Origin of the sequence: Rhodococcus sp. ACPA4 (genome assembly GCF_002300185.1) — a bacterium.
Classification (GTDB): domain Bacteria; phylum Actinomycetota; class Actinomycetes; order Mycobacteriales; family Mycobacteriaceae; genus Rhodococcus_F; species Rhodococcus_F globerula.
Genome location: NZ_NSDY01000001.1, coordinates 3,596,267 through 3,617,896, shown reverse-complemented (window position 1 = coordinate 3,617,896; position 21,630 = coordinate 3,596,267). Strand labels below are relative to the sequence as shown.

At 60.5% G+C, this 21,630-nt stretch carries 19 protein-coding genes; 14 read left to right on the top strand and 5 right to left on the bottom strand.

The genetic code is table 11. From position 1 onward, the window contains the following. Positions 1-46 precede the first annotated feature (46 nt). Positions 47-904, top strand: coding sequence for a VOC family protein (locus CJ178_RS16380; protein WP_033236770.1), 858 nt, complete (start codon positions 47-49; stop codon positions 902-904). A 134-nt stretch (positions 905-1,038) separates the two neighbouring features. Here CJ178_RS16380 and CJ178_RS16375 read toward each other — a convergent pair whose 3' ends face one another. Continuing rightward, the gene (locus CJ178_RS16375; RefSeq protein WP_033236771.1) at positions 1,039-1,839 is read right to left on the bottom strand and encodes a FadR/GntR family transcriptional regulator; all 801 of its coding nucleotides are present in this window, start codon (positions 1,837-1,839) and stop codon (positions 1,039-1,041) included. A 303-nt stretch (positions 1,840-2,142) separates the two neighbouring features. On the opposite strand from CJ178_RS16375, the gene CJ178_RS16370 reads away from it, so the two are divergent. From CJ178_RS16370 to CJ178_RS16360, 3 genes are read left to right on the top strand one after another with little or no spacing between them, the layout of a single operon-like run. Further along, positions 2,143-3,132: an NAD(P)H-dependent flavin oxidoreductase gene (locus tag CJ178_RS16370; RefSeq protein ID WP_033236772.1), complete on the top strand. Its 990-nt coding sequence runs from the start codon at positions 2,143-2,145 to the stop codon at positions 3,130-3,132. 7 nt (positions 3,133-3,139) lie between these two features. Further along, entirely contained in the window at positions 3,140-3,919 is a 780-nt protein-coding gene (locus CJ178_RS16365) for an enoyl-CoA hydratase-related protein (RefSeq protein WP_051730737.1), read from the top strand. 47 nt (positions 3,920-3,966) lie between these two features. Next, positions 3,967-6,255 (top strand): acyl-CoA dehydrogenase family protein, encoded by a 2,289-nt coding sequence (locus CJ178_RS16360; RefSeq protein ID WP_095888009.1) that lies wholly within the window; start codon positions 3,967-3,969, stop codon positions 6,253-6,255. A gap of 134 nt (positions 6,256-6,389) precedes the next feature. On the opposite strand, the gene CJ178_RS16355 is transcribed toward CJ178_RS16360, so the two are convergent. Further along, positions 6,390-7,289, bottom strand: a complete 900-nt coding sequence (locus CJ178_RS16355) for an acyl-CoA thioesterase (protein ID WP_092803950.1) — start codon at positions 7,287-7,289, stop codon at positions 6,390-6,392. Between the two features lie 120 nt (positions 7,290-7,409). Next, positions 7,410-8,168, bottom strand: coding sequence for an SDR family NAD(P)-dependent oxidoreductase (locus tag CJ178_RS16350; protein ID WP_033236774.1), 759 nt, complete (start codon positions 8,166-8,168; stop codon positions 7,410-7,412). A 168-nt stretch (positions 8,169-8,336) separates the two neighbouring features. Between CJ178_RS16350 and CJ178_RS16345 the strand changes: the two genes are divergently transcribed. The 8 genes from CJ178_RS16345 to CJ178_RS16310 all read left to right on the top strand — a co-directional run bounded on the left by CJ178_RS16345 (position 8,337) and on the right by CJ178_RS16310 (position 17,640). Continuing rightward, complete coding sequence (locus CJ178_RS16345) at positions 8,337-8,648, top strand: hypothetical protein (protein ID WP_095888008.1); 312 nt, start codon at positions 8,337-8,339, stop codon at positions 8,646-8,648. A 57-nt stretch (positions 8,649-8,705) separates the two neighbouring features. Continuing rightward, entirely contained in the window at positions 8,706-10,211 is a 1,506-nt protein-coding gene (locus CJ178_RS16340) for a class I adenylate-forming enzyme family protein (protein WP_095887134.1), read from the top strand. A gap of 192 nt (positions 10,212-10,403) precedes the next feature. After that, positions 10,404-11,684, top strand: a complete 1,281-nt coding sequence (locus CJ178_RS16335) for an FAS1-like dehydratase domain-containing protein (RefSeq protein WP_033236777.1) — start codon at positions 10,404-10,406, stop codon at positions 11,682-11,684. Between the two features lie 93 nt (positions 11,685-11,777). Continuing rightward, on the top strand, positions 11,778-12,560 hold the full coding sequence (locus CJ178_RS16330) for an enoyl-CoA hydratase/isomerase family protein (RefSeq protein WP_092803944.1): 783 nt from the start codon (positions 11,778-11,780) through the stop codon (positions 12,558-12,560). A 48-nt stretch (positions 12,561-12,608) separates the two neighbouring features. Further along, the gene (locus CJ178_RS16325; RefSeq protein WP_033236778.1) at positions 12,609-13,799 is read left to right on the top strand and encodes an acyl-CoA dehydrogenase family protein; all 1,191 of its coding nucleotides are present in this window, start codon (positions 12,609-12,611) and stop codon (positions 13,797-13,799) included. Between the two features lie 254 nt (positions 13,800-14,053). Further along, entirely contained in the window at positions 14,054-15,568 is a 1,515-nt protein-coding gene (locus tag CJ178_RS16320) for a class I adenylate-forming enzyme family protein (protein WP_092803937.1), read from the top strand. Positions 15,569-15,657: 89 nt separating this feature from the next. Continuing rightward, on the top strand, positions 15,658-16,812 hold the full coding sequence (locus CJ178_RS16315; protein WP_033236780.1) for a thiolase family protein: 1,155 nt from the start codon (positions 15,658-15,660) through the stop codon (positions 16,810-16,812). Positions 16,813-16,842: 30 nt separating this feature from the next. Continuing rightward, positions 16,843-17,640, top strand: a complete 798-nt coding sequence (locus CJ178_RS16310) for a crotonase/enoyl-CoA hydratase family protein (protein WP_033236781.1) — start codon at positions 16,843-16,845, stop codon at positions 17,638-17,640. 102 nt (positions 17,641-17,742) lie between these two features. Here CJ178_RS16310 and CJ178_RS16305 read toward each other — a convergent pair whose 3' ends face one another. Then, positions 17,743-18,798: an acyl-CoA dehydrogenase family protein gene (locus tag CJ178_RS16305; protein WP_033236782.1), complete on the bottom strand. Its 1,056-nt coding sequence runs from the start codon at positions 18,796-18,798 to the stop codon at positions 17,743-17,745. A 307-nt stretch (positions 18,799-19,105) separates the two neighbouring features. Between CJ178_RS16305 and CJ178_RS16300 the strand changes: the two genes are divergently transcribed. Next, positions 19,106-19,864 (top strand): enoyl-CoA hydratase/isomerase family protein, encoded by a 759-nt coding sequence (locus CJ178_RS16300; RefSeq protein ID WP_233364777.1) that lies wholly within the window; start codon positions 19,106-19,108, stop codon positions 19,862-19,864. Positions 19,865-19,966: 102 nt separating this feature from the next. Here the strand turns inward: CJ178_RS16300 and CJ178_RS16295 are convergent, their stop codons facing one another. Then, positions 19,967-20,797, bottom strand: coding sequence for a TauD/TfdA dioxygenase family protein (locus CJ178_RS16295; RefSeq protein WP_033236784.1), 831 nt, complete (start codon positions 20,795-20,797; stop codon positions 19,967-19,969). Between the two features lie 158 nt (positions 20,798-20,955). Here CJ178_RS16295 and CJ178_RS33655 point away from each other — a divergent pair, with 158 nt between their 5' ends. Continuing rightward, positions 20,956-21,609: a TetR family transcriptional regulator gene (locus CJ178_RS33655; RefSeq protein ID WP_095887133.1), complete on the top strand. Its 654-nt coding sequence runs from the start codon at positions 20,956-20,958 to the stop codon at positions 21,607-21,609. Positions 21,610-21,630: the final 21 nt, after the last annotated feature.

Genomic DNA, 21,630 nt, shown 5'->3' with positions numbered 1-21,630 from the left:
TGTTTTGTTCGTTTTTCTTTGCGTCATTTGACGATTGGAGTGGAAAATGGGGATTCGATCTCTCGGCTATGTCAGGCTGAATGCACCTGACATCGATGCGTGGAAGACATTCGGGGAGGACTTCCTCGGGCTGATGCGTATCGACGGAGACAATCCGGACTCGCTCTATTTCCGAATGGACCACTATCCACCGCGTCTGGTGGTATCTGCGGCGGAAGAGTCCTCGCTCGGGGCACTGGGTTTCGAGGTGCTGAACCAACGTGACCTGGCTGAAGTCGTGACTGCCGTAGAAGCAGAGGGAATCAAGGTCACCGCTGGTTCGACTGAAGAATGTGCTGAGCGACGGGTTACAGGATTCGCTCGGTTCGACGATCCGGCTGGAAATCCGGTCGAATTGTTCTACGGGCCCGTGCTCGATCACGTTCTCATCAACACGCCATTGGTGAGTCGTTTCGTCACCGGTGACATGGGAATGGGACATGCCATCGTCTCCGCCGAGGATGTGCCGTCGGCGTTCGACTTCTATTCTCGCGTACTTGGATTCGTCGAGCGGAACACAGCGGGCCCGACGTACTTCATGGGTTGCAACCCGCGACATCATTCATTCGGTCTTGCTCCCACGCCTGGCCCGGGCAAACTGCTCCACTTGATGGTCGAAATGGCTTCGATCGATGATGTCGGTCGTGCCCTCGACCGCGCCGCTGACCTGAACATTCCGATGATGAACACACTCGGCAAGCACACGAACGACCAGATGCTGTCGTTCTACGTCTATTCGCCGGAGTTGTACGCGATCGAATGTGGTTGGGAAGGCATTCGGGTTGAGACCGAGGAACCGACCTACGCGATAACCGAAGGGGCGCTCTGGGGACACAAGTTCACCCCGCCGCCGCTCCCCGCCTGATTGCAGACATGATGCCCCGGTGCTCTTTTTGAGCGCCGGGGCATCAGTCATATAGCGCGTAAGTTCCCGCACGGAAATCTAACTGGCTTGCCGGTCCGGATGAACAACGTTCGGCAATAACTCGTCCAGGCGGATCAGTTGAGGATGTCGCGGACTTGTGTGTTTTCGTTGCCGGCCAGCAGCATTGCCTGTGCGGCCTTCATGTGTTTACTCCAGTGAGTCGATGCGCCGTCGCCGTCGCGTTCGCGGAGGAGTTTGATGAGTTTTCGCAGCGATCGGATGAACAACCTGTATCGCTGCTGAGCGGCTTCGGCGTTGGACATGGCGCTTTCGCGGGCGATATTGCCGGAATGGCGTTCGAAAATTTCTTGGAGCATTCCGCCTATCAGTGCAAGTGTGGCGTTTCCCGACAACTGGACCATTCGGAGGTGAAACCGTGCTGCGGCAGGGCCGAAATCACCTACTGCGAAGGCCGCGGGTACTTCCTCGTCGATCAGCCGTTCGAGTTCGTCGAAGTCTTCAGTTGACCCGGTTTCGGCGAGGATCCGAGCTGCTGCTGGTTCGATAGCTTCGCGGGCGGCAAAGACGTCGACGACGGTGGCACCCGATAGCTCCAGTAGGAGCGAGGCAGGTCGGGCGACCACTTCGGGGCCTGGTACACACACGCGTGCACCGGATCTCGATCCGCGACGGACTTCGACGAGTCGTTCGGATTCGAGGACTCGAACCGCTTCTCTGAGTGTCGGACGGCTCACCGCGAAGTGTTCCATCAGTTCAGCCTCGTGTGGGAGGTGGTCGCCGTCCTTCAGTTCGCCGTCAACGATCATGCTGCGAAGCTTGAGTGCAACCAGCTCCGCGGTCTTCGGGGTGCGGATGGCGCGCCCGGAAGGTGATCGTTGCTCGAAGACGGGCGCTATGGCGGCGTCATCGGTCATGGGTACGTACACCTTCTCTAGTCAACGGTAACTATGCATACTCAGTAAAGCATCCTATTTAGAACATTGGCGGGAGCTGGGCGCATTGTCACTACGGTGTGGGTGGGCACGTGTGGAAGTTCTCGAACCTCGTGGTTGCCGAATACGGACAGCATGAGTGTGTTCCGTTCTCGATTCCCTGGATTTCACGGACTGATAATGTCACATAACATAGTAAACTATGTTACCTTCGTTGAAATGGACGGTGTGGTAGCTCACCGTGATACTGACTGCCGGATTTCCGGCACACGCCAAGGAGCGGCAATGTTGACGACACGGTTTACCGAGGAATTTGGCGTTGAGCACCCCATTGTGCAGGGCGGCATGATGTGGGTTGGACGAGCAGAACTTGCAGCAGCGGTGTCCGAGGCCGGGGGTCTCGGTATCATCACGGCGCTGACGCAGCCGACTCCGGCGGCGCTTGCGCTCGAAATCGAGCGGTGTAAGGCGCTGACGGACAAGCCTTTCGGCGTAAATTTGACACTCACTTTGTCGGTTAATCCACCTCCGTACGCCGAGTTCCGTCAGGTGATCATTGATTCCGGTGTAAAGATCGTGGAGACAGCCGGTTCCGATCCGACGGTGCACGTCGAGCACCTGAAAGAAAACGGTATCAAGGTCATTCACAAGTGCACCAGTGTGAGGCACGCACTCAAAGCGGAGCGGATCGGCGTCGATGCCGTGAGCATCGATGGATTCGAGTGCGCAGGACATCCGGGAGAGGACGATGTCCCGGGCCTGGTACTGATTCCCGCGGCGGCGGATGCGCTGAAGATTCCGTTCATCGCTTCTGGCGGCTTCGCCGACGGCCGCGGACTTGCTGCGGCACTCGCCCTGGGCGCGGACGGAATCAATATGGGCACTCGGTTCATGTGCACCCAGGAGAGCCCCATTCACGAGAACATCAAGCAGCAAATCGTGGGAGCCTCAGAACTCGATACCCAATTGATCTTCCGCCAGCTCCGCAACACGATGCGCGCAGCGCGAAACTCGGTCAGTGAGGAGGTTGTCGAAATCCTTGACAAGGGTGGGCGATTCAAGGATGTCAAGGATCTTGTCGTGGGTACCCGCGGCCGCAAGGTCTACGAGTACGGGGATCCGGAGGCCGGCATCTGGACCGTTGGTGTCGTTCAGGGATTGATCCATGATGTTCCTTCGGCCGGTGACCTCGTGCGCCGAATCGCTGCGGATGCGGAGACTCTGCTGGGAAACCTCGCCCGCAATGTTGTTGTCAGCCCTGTGACTGCGGGCTGAGCTTCTCATGACAGAGACTGGTTCAGCAGTCGTGAAAACTGACGAGTCGCCGCTTCTGGTCGAGCGAGACGGACACGTCACGGTCTTGACACTCAATCGTCCGGAACGTCGCAATGCGATCAACCGAGCAATGCGAAAGGCGATCAAGAAAGAACTCTGGAAGGCCGACGCCGACGACGACGTCCGCGTCGTTGTCATCACCGGTGCCGGCACCTCGTTCTCCGCAGGAGTCGATCTCCCCGAGGCGCTTTCAGGCCCGTCTCCGCGAACAGAAGGTGCTACGCCGACACAGGTATTGAGAGGAATTTCGAAACCTGTCATCGCCGCTGTGAACGGACCGTGCTATACCGGCGGTTACGAACTCGTGGTGAGTTGCTCGTTCATCATTGCCTCGGACCTCGCGGAGTTCGCCGATACTCATGCGCAGATCGGCCTGCTCAACGGATGGGGCGGCAGCGCGATGCTCCCACGAATGGTGGGGTTGCCCGCAGCCGTACAGTTCATGCTCAGCGGGGAACCGATAGACGGTGCGACCGCAGCACGGATCGGGCTCGCGAATGAGGTTGTAGTGCATGACCAACTCATGGACCGCACCCTCGAGATTGCTCACAAGATCGCGGCCGGTCACCCTGGTGCGATCCAGCGAATGTTGCGTCTTCTCAAGGAAGGCGCAGGAGCATCCACGTCGCACGCCCTCGGTCTCGAAATCGAGGCGTCGGTGGGCTTCCGCACGAACGGTGCCGATGTCGGTGCTCGTTTCGGCAAGCGTCGCGCTGAAAAAGACTGATCCAGAGAAGTTTTCGAACCAAGCAAGGGGAGGTGGCCGCGGTGGAAATGGCTTCTACGGCAGTACTCGACGCTCATATCGGCGACTGGCGTGTTCGGCTGACCGCACTACTCGACGACTATCGGGCACGTACGCGTCCGGCTACGTCCCGGGCTCGATTCGAAGAGTCGGTGTCCTGGCAGAGTGAACTCGTCGACGCGGGTTTGGCGGCCCCCGGCTGGCCCGCCGAGGTCGGCGGAATGGAACTCCCACTCGAAGACCAGCTCGACTACTACCGGATGACATCGCAGGCCGGAGTTCCGAAGCATCCATGTGCTATGTCGATGATTGTGGCACCCACGATCATCGTCCACGGGACCCAAGAGCAAAAGGACCGTTTCCTCGATCCACTCTTACGTGCGGATGAACTCTGGTGCCAAGGCTTTTCCGAACCAGGCGCCGGAAGTGACCTCGCATCACTGTCCACCCGCGCAGTCCGTGACGGAGATGTCTATCGGGTGACAGGTCAGAAGATCTGGACAACGAAGGCCGACAAGGCCGATTGGATCTTTGCGCTTGTCCGGACCGGACCGGCCGGTCGAGGAACATCGGGCATCACCTACCTGTTGATCCCGATGAACTCACCGGGAATCGAGGTGCGGCCCTTGCGCGATGCTGCCGGAGGCCACCATTTTGCCGAGGTCTTCCTCGACGACGTCGAGGTACCGGTTGCGAACCGCCTCGGGGTCGAAGGCGAGGGATGGTCCATCATGCGGACATCTCTCGGCCATGAACGCGCTACCGCCTTTCTCGCGGACGAGTTCCGTTACCGAGGGACCGTCGACAAAGTTGTCCGTCTGGCGATTGATCAGGGCTATGGAAGCGACCCACTGATTCGTCAGGAGCTTGCACAGCTCGAGACGTCGGTGCGGAGCATCGCGGCGAATAGCGCGAGGGCGCTTGATGCGGTACTGCGCGGTGAAGATCCAGGCGGTGTCGCGTCGATCAACAGGCTGGTCAAATCCGAATTCGAACAGCGTTTGCATTCGTTGGCGCTGCGGCTGACCGGGAACGCGGTCGTTCTCGGCGCGCGTTCGACCGGAGTGGTTGAAAATGGACGGTGGACTTTCGGATATCTGATGTCACGAGCAGCCACGATCGGCGCCGGAACCGCGGAGATCCAACGCAACACGATTGCGGAGGGCGTGCTCGGACTGCCGTCGCATCGAGGCGAAGGTCGGCGGATTCCCACGGTGACACCCGGCCGGCCGCTCGTCACCCCGGAAGAGGACGAAGCAGCATTGCGTGAGGTCGTGGGTTCGATGGTGTCCTCGGGTGTAGAGACCGAGCGGCTTCTTGCCCGGGAAGTGGCACCTGCCGACTACGACATCGGGCTCTGGGACAATTTGGTCAGCTTCGGGCTACCCGGTTTGGCCGCACCGAGCTCTCTCGGTGGAGGGGACGCTTCACTGCGTCTGTTGTGCGTTGCCGTCGAGGAAGCCGCATACCATCTCGCGCCCGTGCCGCTGGTCCCCACGGCAATCGCTCTGGAGTTGCTCCTTGCGGTCGGGGCGCAGGACGCGGCCGAAGCTGTCATCGGTGGAGCGACCGCGGCCTTCGTCGCCGCGGTGGACGATCGTGGATGGGTTCGCGACGTGGGATTGCCGGTTGTCGAGGACGGCCGGCTGACCGGCACCGTGGAACGTGTCGTGGGTGCGCCGGTAGCCGATGTGCTGGTGGTGCTCGCGACTGATGCGGCTACCGGCGATCCGGTGCTCGCGACCATTACATCGGAGGAGTTCACAGCTACGACACAGAACCCGGTGGATCTGACTTCGACGGTAGGCATAGTTACGTTCGATCGGGCGGCGGCGACGACCGTGGCCTCTGGAACCGATGTAGTTCGTGCACTCGAGTCCGCAGGTCGTGTAGCCCGTTTGCTGGTTGCCGCGGACTCGGTCGGTGTTGCGAATCGGGCGCTCGCACTCGCAGTCGAGTGGGCAGGCCGGCGTGAACAGTTCGGTCATGCCATCGGTTCGTTCCAGGCGATCGCTCACAAATGCGCGGACCTGCTGGTCCTCGCGGAAGGCGCTCGAGCCCAGGTGCTCGAGGCTGCGGATCGTGATGCTGCTGATCCGGATGCTGCAACAGCTGCCGATCTTGCTGCGGCAGAGGCGTTGTCGGCGGCGGTGAAGGCAACCGAGGAATGTATCCAGATTCATGGTGGTATCGGTTTCACCTGGGAGCATCCATCGCATCTGCTCCTTCGGCGAGCAATGGCGAATGAGGCTTCGATCTGTCGGCCCGAGGTGCTGAGGGATCTCGCCGCCGGCGAGTTGATCGCCCGTCTGGGGTAATCAGCGTGATCAGTGTGATCCGGACATGACGAAGGCCGTGAACCCTGGGTGACCAGGCTTCACGGCCTTTTATTGCGTATGTGGTTGACCGGTATAAAGATTGGGAAACGTTCGATGGCGCAGGGGATCGGCGTTCAGAGCGGAAAGCGGAGCAGGCCCTCCTGCGTTGTACTTGCCACCAGCGTGCCTTTCCGGTCGAAAAGGCGGCCTGTGCTGATTCCGCGTCCGCCACCCATCCAGTATCCGTGCTGTTCGTATAGATGCCATTCGTCAGATCTGAACGGTGCGTGCAACCACACCGCGTGGTTCATGCTCGCCAGCTGGAGTCCGGGTGTGTCGATATGTCGGGCATGGGGAGGGAGGGTCGCCGAAAGCAGGAACAGGTCTGAGCAATATGCGAACCCCGCGGCATGGATCAGACGTTCGTCCCCCAGGGGTTCCAGCGTGCGAATCCACGCGCGTTGCCGCGGCGGTCCGTTCTCTCCTCGTCGGCAGGCGAGTCGTGGGTACTCTTCGGGAAAGCGGAACTCGATTCCGACGCCGGCCATCAATGGCGGGAGCCAATTCGCCTCGGCGGCTTCCGAAATGGTGAGGCTGTCCTGAAAGTGAGGTAGATCCTCCGGTAGCGGTGGTACAGGAGACGGCTCTATATCTTGATGTCGCAGTCCCTCTTCATCTCGTTGGAAAGATGCCGTAGCCAGGAGTAGCGTCCGTCCACCTTGAACGGCGCGTACGTGGCGGGTGGTGAAGCTCGCGCCATCGCGCACGCGCTCGACGTGGTAGTCCACTGGGAGATCGGACCTTCCCGGGTGGACGAAATTTGCGTGCAGTGAATGGGGGTGGTGCTCGTGCTCGATGGTACGGCCTGCCGCGAGGAGCGACTGTCCCAAGGTCTGTCCCCCATAGACGCGGCGGACACCAGTGTGTGATTCACCGCGAAAGCTGTTCGAATCGAGTTGCGCGAGTTCAAGGATCGAGCTGACCGGTGGACGGGAAAGGCTGGCTAGGGCGGGCGTCGCCAATGGATGAGGCATAGCTGAAAAGTATAACTAGGTAATCTTGAATCAGTATTGCGGGCGCGCCCGCGGCCGATTCGGCACGTCGACACGAATCAGCCACGGCAGGAGGGGGATTGGCGAATCAGGTCGCTGGAACTAGCGGGGTGCGAATCGCTGTCCGGCGTCCAGGCGCAGGGCCTGTCCATTGAGCATTGGATTGTCGACGACCGCGAGTGCGAGCTTGGCGTATTCCTCCGGTCGGCCCATTCGCTTCGGGAACGCCGCGTCCTCGACGAGAGGTGCGACCTGCTCGTCGGTGAACTTCGCGGTGGCGCCGGTGGCGAACAAGCTGGGTGCAATTGCGACGACGCGGATGCCCTGCGGTCCGAGGTCTCGTGCCATGACCAGTGCCATCGCGGCGATGCCGGCCTTTGCGGCGCTGTAGGCGACCTGGCCGATCTGACCCTCGAAGGCGGCGATGGAGGAGGTGTTGACGATGACTCCGCGCTCCTCGTCCTCGGGGTCGTTGCTGGACATGTGGAAGGCCTGCAGCCGATTGAGGTTGAAGGTGGAAATCAAGTTGAGATCGATGATCTTTCGAAAGCTGTCGAGGTCGTGGGGGCCGTTGCGGCCGAGGGTCTTCTTCACGGATCCGCCACCGGCGGTGTTGACGGCGATGTGAAGTCCGCCCAGTTCGGTCACGGCGTTGCCGAGAGCTTGTTCGGCTCCCTCGAAATCAGTGATGTCGATCGGATGGAAGATGCCGCCGATGTCGGTGGCGATTTCTTTGCCGTCACTGGTCTCCCGATCGAGAATTGCGACCTTGGCTCCCGCCGCGGCGAGGGCTTCGGCCGTCGCCCGGCCCATGCCCGATGCGCCGCCTACCACTACGGCCTTCTTTCCGGTGATATTCATACGTCGTCCTTAATCGTGTAGGTGTTCGCCTGTGAAGGCTTGAGTTAACTTATAGTACTATCTAAACTATGTGACGCGCGCTACCTTTAGGGGGCATAGGTGCGTTGTCCGAAGAATTCTCAGTGGCCGTGCGCGGCCGAACTGCTTGTCCCCATGAACGGAGCAATCGTGATTCTCAAGGTCGGTCAATCGTTGGCCAGCAATGTCGACACCACCACACTGATCGTGGTTCGCTCTCCTCAGGGAGGTGACGTGACACTGACCTGCGGTGGCTCTGCGATGGAAGAGGGCAAGAAGCCCTCGGGAGACGGTTCCACGATCGATCCGGCGAACACCGGTGGCGCCCTGCTCGGCAAGCGGTACGTCGACGAGTCTTCGGGTCTGGAGGTGCTGTGCACCAAGTCCGGTCAGGGGCAGCTCGCATTGGACGGGGTCGCGCTTGTGCTCAAGACCGCAAAGCCGCTTCCGTCCTCCGACTAGCAGTCTGCTTTTCGGCCAAGTAGTGCGTACCCAGAACGAAGACGAGTGGAGTGACGGATGAATATTTCGATGCTGCTGGACATGGCGGTCGATGGTTTCGGCGACCGCGTTGTCATCGGATCGAAAGACGCGGGCATCTCCGCGACGAGGTTGAACGAACTGGCAGTGGCCGGCGCAGACATGATCCGGAAATCGGGTGCTGATGCAGTGGTGTATCTGGCAGTCAACGGTCCGGCTTTTCCGGTCGCGATGTTTGCCGCTGCGCGCGCAGGCGTGCCGCTGGTTCCGGTCAACTACCGTTTGGGGCGCGAGCAGCTCGATTCACTTCTGTCGAATCATCCCCGAGCACTGGGTATCGCTGACCCGAACCAGGCTGCCGTTCTGGCGAGTGCCGGACTGAGTGTGCATACGCCGGAAGAGTGGATGCGCTTGCTCTCGGGTTCGGACGTGACGACGGCCGATGAGGAGGAGGCTCTCGATGACGACGGCCCGGCGGTCGTCATCTATACCTCCGGCACGACCTCCGCGCCGAAAGGCGTGCTTCTTCGCCACGAGAATCTGTCGTCGTACGTGTTCGGATCGGTCGAATTTGCAAGCGCGGAGGATGCGGACGCGGCCTTGGTCAGTGTTCCGCCCTATCATATTGCGGCAGTAGCGAATGTGATCACGAATCTCTACGCCGGTCGTCGAACGATGGTCCTCGAGCAGTTCACGCCGGAGCAGTGGCTCGATACGGTTCGCAGTGAAGGCGTCACAAACGCTCTCGTGGTTCCCACGATGTTGGCCCGAATTGTGGATTCCGATGCACCAAAGGATATTCCGTCCTTGCGGGGCCTTGCATACGGCGGAGCGCCGATGCCCACTCGGGTTATCGAGCGAGCGCTGCAATTGTGGCCCGAGATCGGTTTTGTCAATGCTTATGGATTGACCGAGACCAGCTCGACCATCGCAGTTCTCGGCCCTGATGATCATCGAACAGCGATTGTCGGCGATGACGAAAAGGCCAGGGCACGACTTGGTTCGGTGGGTCGTCCGGTCCCCGGGGTCGAGATCGAGATTCGCGGAGACGATGAAACGGTCTTGGGGGCAGGAGAAGTGGGCCGAATCTGTGTGGCCGGTGACCAGGTGTCGGCAGAGTATGCAGGAGTTGGTCGGATGGTTGACGGCCGCGGCTTCTTCGATACGCGGGACAAAGGATATCTCGACGACGAGGGCTATCTTTTTGTCGGAGGTCGTGTGGACGACACCATTATTCGAGGCGCGGAGAACATCGCTCCCGCCGAGATCGAAGATGTGATTCTGCGGCACCCGGCCGTGCTGGATGTTGCCGTCGTCGGGATGCCGGACGAAGAGTGGGGGCAGCGAATCGAGGCGGCGGTTGTGCTTCGTCCGGGCGAGGGTGCCGATGTGGACGAATTGCGCGCCTTTGTGCGCGAGAAGTTGCGCAGTAGCAAGACACCTGAGCGAATCGTGTACTGGGACGAACTCCCGCGCACGGAGACGGGCAAGCTTGTCCGACGACATGTGGTCGAACGGCTCGGTACGCAGGTAGCACCTATCTGATCTGGTTACGTTCAGCTGCAGTCGATTTCGACTTCGCATCTTGGTTCGTGCCAACATCCGATCCTTGGAATCTCTTACATATATTACTAAGTTGACCTACTATTGGGTGGGGTCGAGTTGGATCATGCCGCTCGCCCAGTTGGCGTATCGGCATAGACATCATTTGCGCCCTATCGATCACGGAGGAATTCCATGAGCACATCGGAGATCACGGAAGCCGAACCCGAGGTTTACAGCTTCCTCGAGGACGACATTCAGCGGGCCCGGGACCTGGTCGGCATTTACCACGCCGTCACCCAGCGCGAGCAGTTCAGCCGGGTCACGCCGGACGTGGTGCGCAACTTCGCCCGCAGTTACGGAGACGACAATCCGTTGTTCGTCGATGAAGAATATGGACGTGACACACGCTGGGGTGGCCAGATTGCACCGCCGATGATCAACATCGGACTGCGCAAGGAACTGCTCGCAGATCGTGTCCCGCGCGAACAGCGTCGCCCGGCCTTCCGTGGTATCCACGTGTTTGTCTCCGGCAGCACAACCGACTGGTACCGACCTGTGTACGACGGTGACACCGTCTACTCGTTCCACGGCTTCGAGAAGGTTGAGCTCAAAGAGTCCGAATTCGCGGGCCGATCGCTACTCGTCACGCGTATTCACGTGCAGTTCAACCAGCGCGCAGAGGTCGTGCAGGCGCAGCGCGTGCTTACGATCCACACGGAGCGGCACGAGTCGAAGAAGCGAAAGAAGTATGACGCAATCGAGCCTGCGACATACACGCCCGAGGACATTGCGAAGATCGACGAGATCTACGCGGCCGAGAAGCCGCGAGGTGCAGAGCCTCGATACTGGGACGACGTACAGGTCGGCGAGAGCCTCGACCAGATGGCAAAGGGCCCGTTGACAGCTACCGACATGATGGTTTTCCATTCCGGTGGTTACGGTTTCGCGCCTTATACGCCGTCGGCCTCGCGCCTGACATACAAGAATCGGCAGCGCATCGCCCCGTTCTACATTCCCAACGAACAGGGCGTTCCGGATGTGGCGCAACGCATCCATTGGGATAGTGAGTACGCCCGCTCCATCGGCCTTCCGGCTGCATACGACTATGGAATGATGCGTGACTGCTGGCTGACGCACGTCCTGACCGACTGGATCGGTGACGGAGGCTGGATCGAGACGATGTCCAGTCAGATGCGTAAGTTCAACTACCTCGGTGATACCCACATCTTCACTGGAGAGGTTGTGGGGAAGAGAATAGAAGGCGACCGACACCTGATCGACATCGAACTCCGGGGAACAAGTCAGCGCGGCGAGGTGACCTGTCCGGCTACAGCGACGGTGTCGCTGCCGAGTCGGGAGTCCGACCTTGCCGTTCTCCCGACCGCGCCGGCGGAGTGGGAGCGGATTGCCGCGCAGATGCTCAAGCGCAACGGTGAGTTGCGTGCGCAGGCACGTTCTGGCTCGAAGGCTTGAGCAACCGCGCCGATCCGCTCACGTGCCGGCGAGTCGGGTAGCTCGGTGGCTGAGAAATTTCGTTACGGTGTGTCCCTAACTTCAGGAGGACCTGTGGACTTGAGCAGTTTGACGACGGTGATCGCAGAGCAGAACGATCATGTTCTGACGATTACGTTGAACCGCCCCGATCGGATGAATTCGTTCACCAATGTCATGCGGAGCGAGTTCCGTTCGCTGTGGCACTACGCGGCGGAGACGGACGACGTCCATGTTGTGGTCCTGCGGGCAAACGGGGACCGCGCATTCAGCACCGGGATGGACGTCAAGGAAGGGACGTACGTCGCCGAGAACGTATTCACCCGCCGAGACCCGGGCGCTGACCTGTCACCGAAGCAGAACGGGTGCTGGAAGCCGTTGGTCTGTGCGGTGCATGGCATGGTCGCGGGCGGTGCGCTGTACTGGATCAATGAGGCGGACATCATCATTGCAAGTGATGATGCGCAATTCTTCGACCCGCACGTTTCTTACGGCCTGGTCGCGGCGCTCGAGCCGATCGGGTTGGCGCACCGCATCCCGATCGGGGAGGTGCTGCGCATGGTTCTGCTCGGTCTCGACGAGCGGATGTCCGCGGAGCGTGCCCGCGAGATCGGACTGGTCAGTGAGATCGTGTCGCGCGGTGATCTGTGGGACCGCGCGCAGGATCTTGCCGGCCGGATCGCGGCCAAGCCGGCGGCCGCGATCCAGGGAAGTATTCGTGCGATCTGGGAGTCGAAGGACTCGACTCGTTCGCACGCACTCGCCACGGCGATGTCGTACACATCGTTGGGCAATCCGATCGGCAAGGCTCAGGTCAGCCGATCAGAGGTGCCTACGCGAAAGTACGAGGTTCGATGACCGCCGCGTTGGCGCACTGCGCCGGCACAAAGCGCAAAGGGAGCTGAGATGGACTACGGCATGACTGCCGAACTCGAGGATTTCCGCGCCGAGGTGCGGGCATTCGTGAAGGCCAACGCGCCTGCGATCGCGCCCAAGGCGGGGGTGCGCACGGCAGAGGATGCGGAAGAGCTTGCGTTACTGAAGGACTGGACACGAAAGCTCTTCGATGCTGGATACGTGGGTGAGTCGTGGCCGGAACGTTTCGGGGGGCAAGGTAATCCGGAATCGATGGAACGCGAGGTGATTGTGGGGGAAGAGTTGGCTCGCGGCCGCACCCCCGCCGCGGTTCAGGGGGCCTCCAAACTTGTCTCGAACGCACTGCTCGACTATGGAACCGAGGAACAGCGAAAGGCGTTCCTGCCCGGCATTCGTTCCGGTGAGCTGATCTTCTGTCAACTTTTCAGCGAGCCGAGTTCCGGTAGCGACCTGGCTTCACTGCGTACGAAGGCGATACGTACCGACGACGGCGGGTTCCGGATCAGCGGACAGAAGGTCTGGACGACCAACGGTCAGTGGGCTGATTACGGCTATCTGCTGGCGCGTACGGATCCGGAAGCGTCGAAGCATCGGGGGATCAGTGCTTTCATCATTGATATGCGATTGCCGGGCGTGGAGGTGCGCCCCCTCCGCGAGATGACTGGCACTTCGGACTTCAATGAGGTGTTTCTCGACAATGTCGAGGTAGGTCCCGATGCTCTGATCGGTGATCTGAACCAGGGTTGGGTGATTGCCAATTCCAGTCTTGGACATGAACGCAGCGCAGTCGCAGCCAGCGCAGCCCGGCTGCAGCAGAATGTTTCCGCTCTCGTCGATCTCGCCAAGAAGGTGACGAGGAACGGACGTCCCGCTATCGAAGACGGCGCCGTACTGGACAAGCTCGGTCAGTTGACTGCGTCGGTCGAAGCGCTCTCGGCGATGGTGTACGCCAACGTAAGTCGGTGGTCACGGAAGACAGAACGGGTCTTCGACGGCCCGATGGCAAAACTGTTCTTCAGCGAATTGGGAGTCGAGATCGCGCGATTCGCGCTCGAGCTCAGTGGTGAGGCCGGCGTTCTTGTCGAGCGCGACCCGAATGCAATCGATTGTGGGCGTTGGCAAGACGAATTCCTGTATGCCCGCGCTTATACGATCGCGGGCGGAAGTTCCGAGATCATGCGCAACATTATCGCGGAACGTGGATTGTCAATGCCGCGCTGACGCAGGGATTTACATAGCCGGCGCCGCCGATTTCAGGATGTGCATCGCTCCGGCAAGGGGAGACTCGTGATATTCGAGTCTCCCCTTTTTTTGTTCGGAGCCATCACCGAAGAAATAAAAGAATTGACCTAGTTAACTATGTGATCTATCTTATAGTTACACGCGTTCTATCGGCGCGATCGGATGCCGGGTGGCGCCTTATGGGCGGGCCGGGGGAGCAATGGCTTCCTCGTCGGCAGAACTGGAGGCAGTCAATGGCGGGAATCAGAGACGGGTTGGGTGCTCTGTGGTTGGCACCCGATGGCGCGAACATGATCCAGCAGGATGGTCGATGGGTCACATGGGGTGAGGTTCGCGTCCTCGCTGAACGTATCGACGAGCAACTCAGCCGGGTGGGATGCGACGAGGGTTCTCGTGTCGGCGTTGTTCTGGGAAACAGGATGGAGTCCGTCGCGGCCCTCGTGGCCATCCTCGGCAAAGGGCGAACAATCGTCACGCTGAACCCGATGCAGCCGGCTGCACGTCTGTCATCGGACCTGGTGAGTTCCAAACCGCAGGTCGTTCTCGGCCCCTCGAGTGCCTGGAAGGAGACTGAATTCTTTTCGGCTGCTGAGGATTCGGGAATTGTGGGCTTCGCTGTAGATGGCGTCGAGCTCCGACAATGCAGTGGCGGATCCTCGGCAACGATCGAAGCCCTGCACACCGAGGAGCATCCGGTGGCGGTGGAAATGTTCACCTCTGGAACAACAGGACCTCCGAAACGGGTCCCGCTGACATGGCGCCAGCTCGATTCCGCGATGTCAGCGGTGCACGGCCATACCGGTGCGGCCGGCCCTGAACGCGACCCGCTCACCGGACGGGTGTCATTGGTGTTCTTGGCGATGGTTCACATCGGCGGCCTGTGGGCAGTTCTGCAGGCGCTCACCGAAGCTCGACCCTTTGTCCTACTCTCGCGATTCACCGTAGACGGGTGGGTTACCGCGGTATCCGAGCATCAACTGCGGGTCGCCAGCTTGCCCCCGGCGGCAATGCGATCGGTACTCAGTGCCGATATCCCGGCAGAGAAGCTGTCGAGCTTGCGTGCGGTGACGGCAGGCACGACCTACGTCGGCCCGGATCTGGCCGAGGAGTTCACGCACCGGTACGGCGTGCCCGTATTGATCATGTACGGTGCCACCGAGTTTTCCGGTGCCATCGCCGGATGGACCAAGCCGCTGCATACCGAATGGTGGGCGCGCAAGCGTGGCAGCGTCGGGCGGCCGTTTCCGGGCGTGCATCTGCAGACTGTCGACGACAACGGAGAGGTCCTGCCGGTCAACGAGACCGGAAAGCTCGAAGTGCGGGCGGGTCAGACCGGTAAAGGTGCGAACGGTTGGCTGCGTACCAGCGATCTCGCGCACATCGACGAGGACGGATTCCTGTATATCGACGGTCGAGCTGACGACGCAATTGTCCGGGGCGGCTTCAAAGTTCACCCGGAGGTCGTTTCGAACGCCTTGCGTGCGCATCCGTCGATCCTCGACGCGAGTGTGTACGGGAAAGCTGACGATCGGCTAGGACAGGTGCCGGTCGCTGTTGTCGAGCTTGTGGACGGTGCGATTCCTTTGGTCGAGGACGAAGTGAAGACATTCCTCCGTGGCCAGTTGACCGGTTACGAGGTGCCCGTCGATATCCACACCGTCGACGAACTTCCGCGGGGAGTATCACTCAAGATCGATCGTCGCCGACTGCTGGAGTTGGTGGCAGATCTCGAAGCTGCCCGAGTTTGACGCAGGCGATCGTTAAACGCCTTTTCGAATCGCTCGTGGTACCACTCAAACGAATTCGGGCTGCTGCCCGGTAATGCAAGGAGTACAACATGACTGCAGTCATCGTAGAAGCAGTGCGCACCCCGGTCGGCCGACGCAACGGCGGATTGTCGAGCGTTCATCCGGCCGATCTGTCGGCCGTAGTTCTCAATGCGTTGGTCGAGCGCGCCGGTATCGACCCTTCAATTGTCGAGGATGTCATCTGGGGTTGCGTCCAGCAGGTCGGAGACCAGGCCAACGACGTTGCTCGCAATGCGGTGCTGGCCGCCGGCTGGCCTGAATCCGTTCCGGGGGTGACGGTCGACCGTCAGTGCGGTTCGTCGCAGCAGGCGCTCAACTTTGCCGTCGCCAGTGTTGCAGCGGGACACTACGACGTTGTCGTTGCCGGTGGTGTCGAGTCGATGTCCCGAGTGCCGATGGGGTCCGCGGGAACCTTCGAGGGGAGCCCGTACAGCCCGGCTTACATGGAGCGCTACAACGGAGTCAAGCCGAACCAGGGCGTTGGTGCAGAGGCGATCGCGGAGAAGTGGGGTCTGACGCGAAATGACCTGGACACGTTCGCAGTGCAGTCACATGAACGTGCAGCAGCTGCTCAGGATGCAGGGCTGTTCGACCACCAGATCGTTTCGGTGACGACGCCGGACGGCACCGTGGTCTCGCGAGATGAGGGAATCCGTCGCGGCTCTTCTGTCGAATCACTCGGAAAGCTCAAGACGGTCTTCAAGGAAGACGGTGTCATCCATGCGGGTAACGCGTCACAGATCTCGGACGGCGCGTCGGCGCTGCTGATCATGAGCGAAGAGGCCGCTGCGCGGTACGGGGTGACTCCGATAGCGAAGATTCACTCGGTCGCTGTTGTCGGAGACGACCCGATCATCATGCTCACAGCTCCGATCCCGGCCACGAAGAAGGTGCTCGAGAAAGCTGGTCTGACTGTCGACGATATCGGTGTCTTCGAAGTCAACGAAGCTTTCGCGAGCGTGCCACTTGCGTGGCTGGCAGAGGTCGGAGCGGACCCCGCGCGGGTCAACCCCAACGGAGGTGCAATTGCTCTCGGGCATCCCCTCGGCGGATCGGGCGGACGGATTCTGACGGACATGCTGCATCACATGCTTCGCAACAACATCCAATACGGCTTGCAGACGATGTGCGAGGGCGGCGGACAAGCCAACGCCACCATTCTCGAGCTCGTGAACGCGCGCTGAAACCCGATCCAGCACAAGGAGGAGACAACAATGAGCGAAACGAACGAACCCGCGGTTCTCGTAGAGCGAGTGGGCAATGTCATGGTGATTACGATCAACCGTCCGTCAGCACGTAACGCGGTGAACTCCGCAGTAAGTGCGGGCGTCGGCGGAGCATTGGACGAAGCTGCCGCGGACCCCGATGTGCGTGCGATTGTTCTGACAGGAGCAGGGGAGAAGTCCTTCTGTGCGGGTGCTGACCTCAAGGCTATTTCGAGAGGTGAATCGGTGTACGCGCCGAATAATCGGGAATGGGGATTTGCCGGTTTCGTCAACAAGTACACCGACAAGCCCACGATTGCCGCGGTTAACGGAACGGCACTGGGCGGTGGCACGGAGTTGGCGATGTCCGCGGATCTCATCGTTGCGGCCGAAAATGCAACCTTCGGTTTGCCCGAGGTCAAGCGTGGGCTTATTGCAGGCGCTGGTGGTGTCTTCAGGTTGCCTGAACAGATGCCGCAGCGACTGGCAATGGAAATGATCTTTACCGGCGATCCGATCAGTGCCGCCCGCGCACTCGAGGTCGGTCTGATCAACCAGGTTGTGCCCGAGGGGCAGGTTGTCAGTGCGGCTGTCGAACTGGCACAGCGGATTGCGGTCAACGCGCCGTTGTCGGTGCAAGCCAGTAAGCGCGTCGCTTACGGTGTCGTGGACTCGATCCGCGTCGAGGAGGCTGACCGGTGGGTTTTGTCGGCCGCCGAGTGGGATCAGCTCGCAACTAGTGAGGACTCCAAGGAGGGGCCTCGCGCGTTTGCGGAAAAGCGCGAGCCGGTCTGGAAAGCACGCTGAACCGAGTTCTCTGATTATTCCGAAACGACCCGGGGTTGCACTTACTCAAATGCAATCCGGGTCGTTTTGTGTTGGCCTGCTGCTTCGTAGTCTTGGTTCGGCTCAGACGTTGACGAGGCGGCGACGGTGGTAGCTCACCGAACCGTCGAGTAGCTCGTCGACTTTGATTCGGCGGATGAGTAGATGCAGGTCGTGCTCCCAGGTGAATCCGATTCCGCCGTGCACTTGCAGCGCCGTCTGAGCGGCGGAGCTGGTTCCCTCACCGGTGAACGCTGCGGCCGCCGCGACGGCCCGAGCGCGGACACCGGGGTCGTCCCCGTCGAGAGCCACAGCCGCGGCCCACAATGCCGCGCGCGATGCCTCGATTGACAGGGCCATATTTGCGCAATGGTGTTTAACGGACTGGAAGCTTCCGATCGGTTGCCCGAACTGCGTGCGTTGCCCTGCGTATTCGACCGTGAGGGCGAGGAGTGCTTCTGCGGCGCCGAGCGCGTCGACGGCTCGGAAGGTTGCCAACTGATCACGAACGAAACCCACTGTGCCGCTGGATAGCAGCGTCCACTCGCCGGCTTCGAAGGTGAGATCAATCTCGGCTACCGCCCATGACCGCGTTACATCCAGAGTTTCGAGGACACGCGTGCTGACGGCTGCGATGTCCACTACTGCGGCGACCTCGGCGCCGTCGATAGTGGATGTGACGAGAAGGAGTCGGTGGGCGTCTATCAGGCCCGTTATCGGAGCCGTAGTTCCCTGTACTCGAAGTGATGTCCCTTCGACTGTGGCATGCAGCGCGGAGTTTTCGGGTGAGCTGAGCGCCGGCACGACCAAGGACGCCCCGTCAGTGGTCTCGTCGAGGGCCTGGTGGCCGATTTGTTCGAGTAAGCGGGCCGCCGCAGCCAACTCGGCCACGGGTACGGGGCTTCCTGCGCGGCCGTGCTCCTCTGCCAGCACCAGCAGATCGACGTGCGTGCCACCCATCTCTGTGGTGAGAAGACCGATCAGACCCGACTCGGCAAGACGGCGAAGGCGTGCCGGCGAAACTCGCGCCGGAGCATCGTCTATCAACGGGCGGCGTTCCATGAGGGGTGAGTTCTTCACCAACCAGGCCCGTTCGGCCTCCGCTAGGGCTACCTGCTCGTCACTCAGCGCGAAGTCCATGGCTCTCCTCTATAAGTCGTATTTCTTGACATAGTTAACCATGTCATCTACCTTTTCGGTAGTGACGCCAAGGAGTGCGTCTGCATCGAGAGTCCACCTCCCTCCTTCCTTGTCTGGTCTGGCGTCGAGTGGTCGTCGCTGCATCCGTGTGGCTCGCTCAGGATAGTGTGCACCACTTATTCGGCGGTCGCGCTAAGCGGCCTGAAACCTCCTCGGAAAATCAAACGTCACACTTTGGCGTAGTTGTCTCTGCGTCTTCACGTTATCCAGATAACTTAGTTATGTAAGAAGAGATGGGAGTGCGACGGTGGAATTCCTGCGTGTCGAACGTCGCGACGGTGTCGTAACGGTTGTGATGTCGCGTCCGGAGAAGAAGAACGCGGCGAATTTGGAGATGTGGCGCGAACTGGCCGAGACGTTCACCAGTGTCGAGCATTCACATACCGACCGCGTGTTGGTGCTGACGGGAGACGGCGGCGACTTTTGTTCCGGCGCCGATCTGGCAAGTGTGAACGGTGATCCTCTCGACTTCATGTCCGATGCGAGTGATGCGGCACGCGCGTTGCACGCGTTGACAATTCCGACGATCGCCAAGGTGGACGGTGTTGCCGTCGGCGCGGGGTGGAACCTCGCGCTGGGCTGTGATCTGGTGGTTGCCAGCGATCGAGCTCGGTTCTCGCAGATCTTCGTTCGTCGTGCGCTCTCCGTTGACATGGGCGGTTCCTGGTTACTCCCAAGGTTGGTCGGAATTCAGAAGGCGAAGGAAATCGCTTTTTTCGGTGACATGTATTCCGCGGCGGAGGCAGCAGAAATGGGTTTGGTCACGCGGCTGGTGCCGGTAGCCGACCTCGACGCAACTGTGGACGAGATGGCCGAGCGGCTCGCTGCGGGACCCGCGCGTGCGCTCTCCCTGACAAAACAGCTTCTCGATGCGTCTGCAGACGGGGGGAGTCTGGAGTCTGCACTGAGGTTGGAAGCACAGGCTCAGGGCAACAACATCACGGGTGGCGATGCGGCTGAAGCGAAGGCGGCGTTCCTCGGGAAGCGGGCGCCGGTATTCCGCTGAGACTGTTCGAGGGTTATCCGATGCCGCCCCAACATCTTTCATGAAGCAGGTCAACTAGCGTGACCGTGCGTCGCGCAGATCGTCACGACAGCGAGGCGTGTTCTAGTACGGGCGGTCGCCGGAGATAGTGACTCGATGCATTTCGCGAACGCCTTCGCCGGTGTCGTGGCACGCGTAGTGCTGAGTGGTGCGGTTGTCCCAGAACGCGACTGATCCCTCTCTCCAACTGAACCGGCACTGGTACTCAGGCTTTGTCGCCTGCCGGTACAGGAATTGGAGGAGAGAGTCGCTCTCGCGAAGGTCCATGCCGACGATTCGGGTCGTGAAAATTTCGTTGACGTAGAGCAAAGGTGCTCCGGTGTCCGGATTGGTTCGCACAACCGGATGCTCGACGGGCGGAAAGCGTTTGGCCATAGCTGCGCGATCTTCTGGCGCCAGTCCTGGTCCGAAGGCTCGGTCGAAGTCGTGGATTGCGCGTAGTGGCCGCAGTGCTCCCTGCATCTGGGGGCTCAGACCCGCGAATGCTGCTTCCATGTCTGCCCATAGGGTGTCACCGCCGACGGGGGGAATTTCGACGGCGCGCAAGATCGAGCCGAATGACGGATGCTCACGCCAACTGACGTCGGAGTGCCAATAGTCCTCGCCGTACGGGAAATTCGCGCGTGCAGTAGCGACATCCGGTGCCCTCCGGAGCGTCATCAACTCGGATCGATCGGCAGTGGCCACGGGATGTGCTTCGAGCGTGCCGAACAGGCGACCGAAGTCGAGGTGCTTGTCAGGGGTCATGCGTGTCTGATCGCGAAAAAAGAGAACCTTGAATTCGACCAGCGCTTTCCTTAGTTCGGCGACTATTTCTGGACGGAGGGTTCCGTCGAGTTCGACGCCGTGAACTTCTGCGCCGATGCGGCTGCTGAGAGGGCGAACATGGATCATGAGGCCTCGTTTCCGGGTTGAGTGGAGACGGCGCATGCATTCGATTTGTCGAATACGAACGTAGGATTGCGTTGCAATCAAACAACTGTTTTAAACTAAATCACATGCCTCACTGCAGGGTCAATGGTTGAGAGGGGGAGCGTGAGAGAATCAGAACTATGCGCGAGGCGTCACAGTTGTCGGTCCGTGAACGAAACCCCGTCGAGTTATTGCAGGTAGCGGAGCAGCTCTTTGCTGTCCACGGGATCGACGGTGTATCCCTACGGCAAATCGGCAGTGCGGCGGGCCATCGCAATCCCGCAGTTGTGCAATACCACTTCGGGTCGAAAACGGCTCTGCTGCAGGCGATCCTCGAGTATCGACTGCCCCCGATCAACGCCGCACGACTCGAGTTTCTCGACCGGATGCGCAGCGAGGGACGTCAGGATGAATTACGTGCCCTCGTCGAGTCCATGGTGCGACCTCTGGTTGACCTCGATCCGCACACCAACCACTACGTGGCATTTCTTGCTCGACTGATGTCCGACCCGGAGAAACGCGCCGGTGCATATGCCACCACGATCGACCATGTGGTGAGCGCGCAAATTGCGGCTGAGGGGATCAAGGCAGCGCTCACTGAACTGTCCGAACCGCTGCGCCGGCATCGGCACTCGATGGCTGTCGAGCTGATGATGCACACGATTGCGAATCGTCAATCTCGGATGGTTGCGGGCGAAGACCAGGAACTGACCCGCGAAGAGTTCGAGACCGACCTCGTCGATGCGATGGTCGGATTGCTCACGGCGCCGCCCACATTTGTCGAGGGCCGCTAGGAAGCTGACTACTCGAGTCAC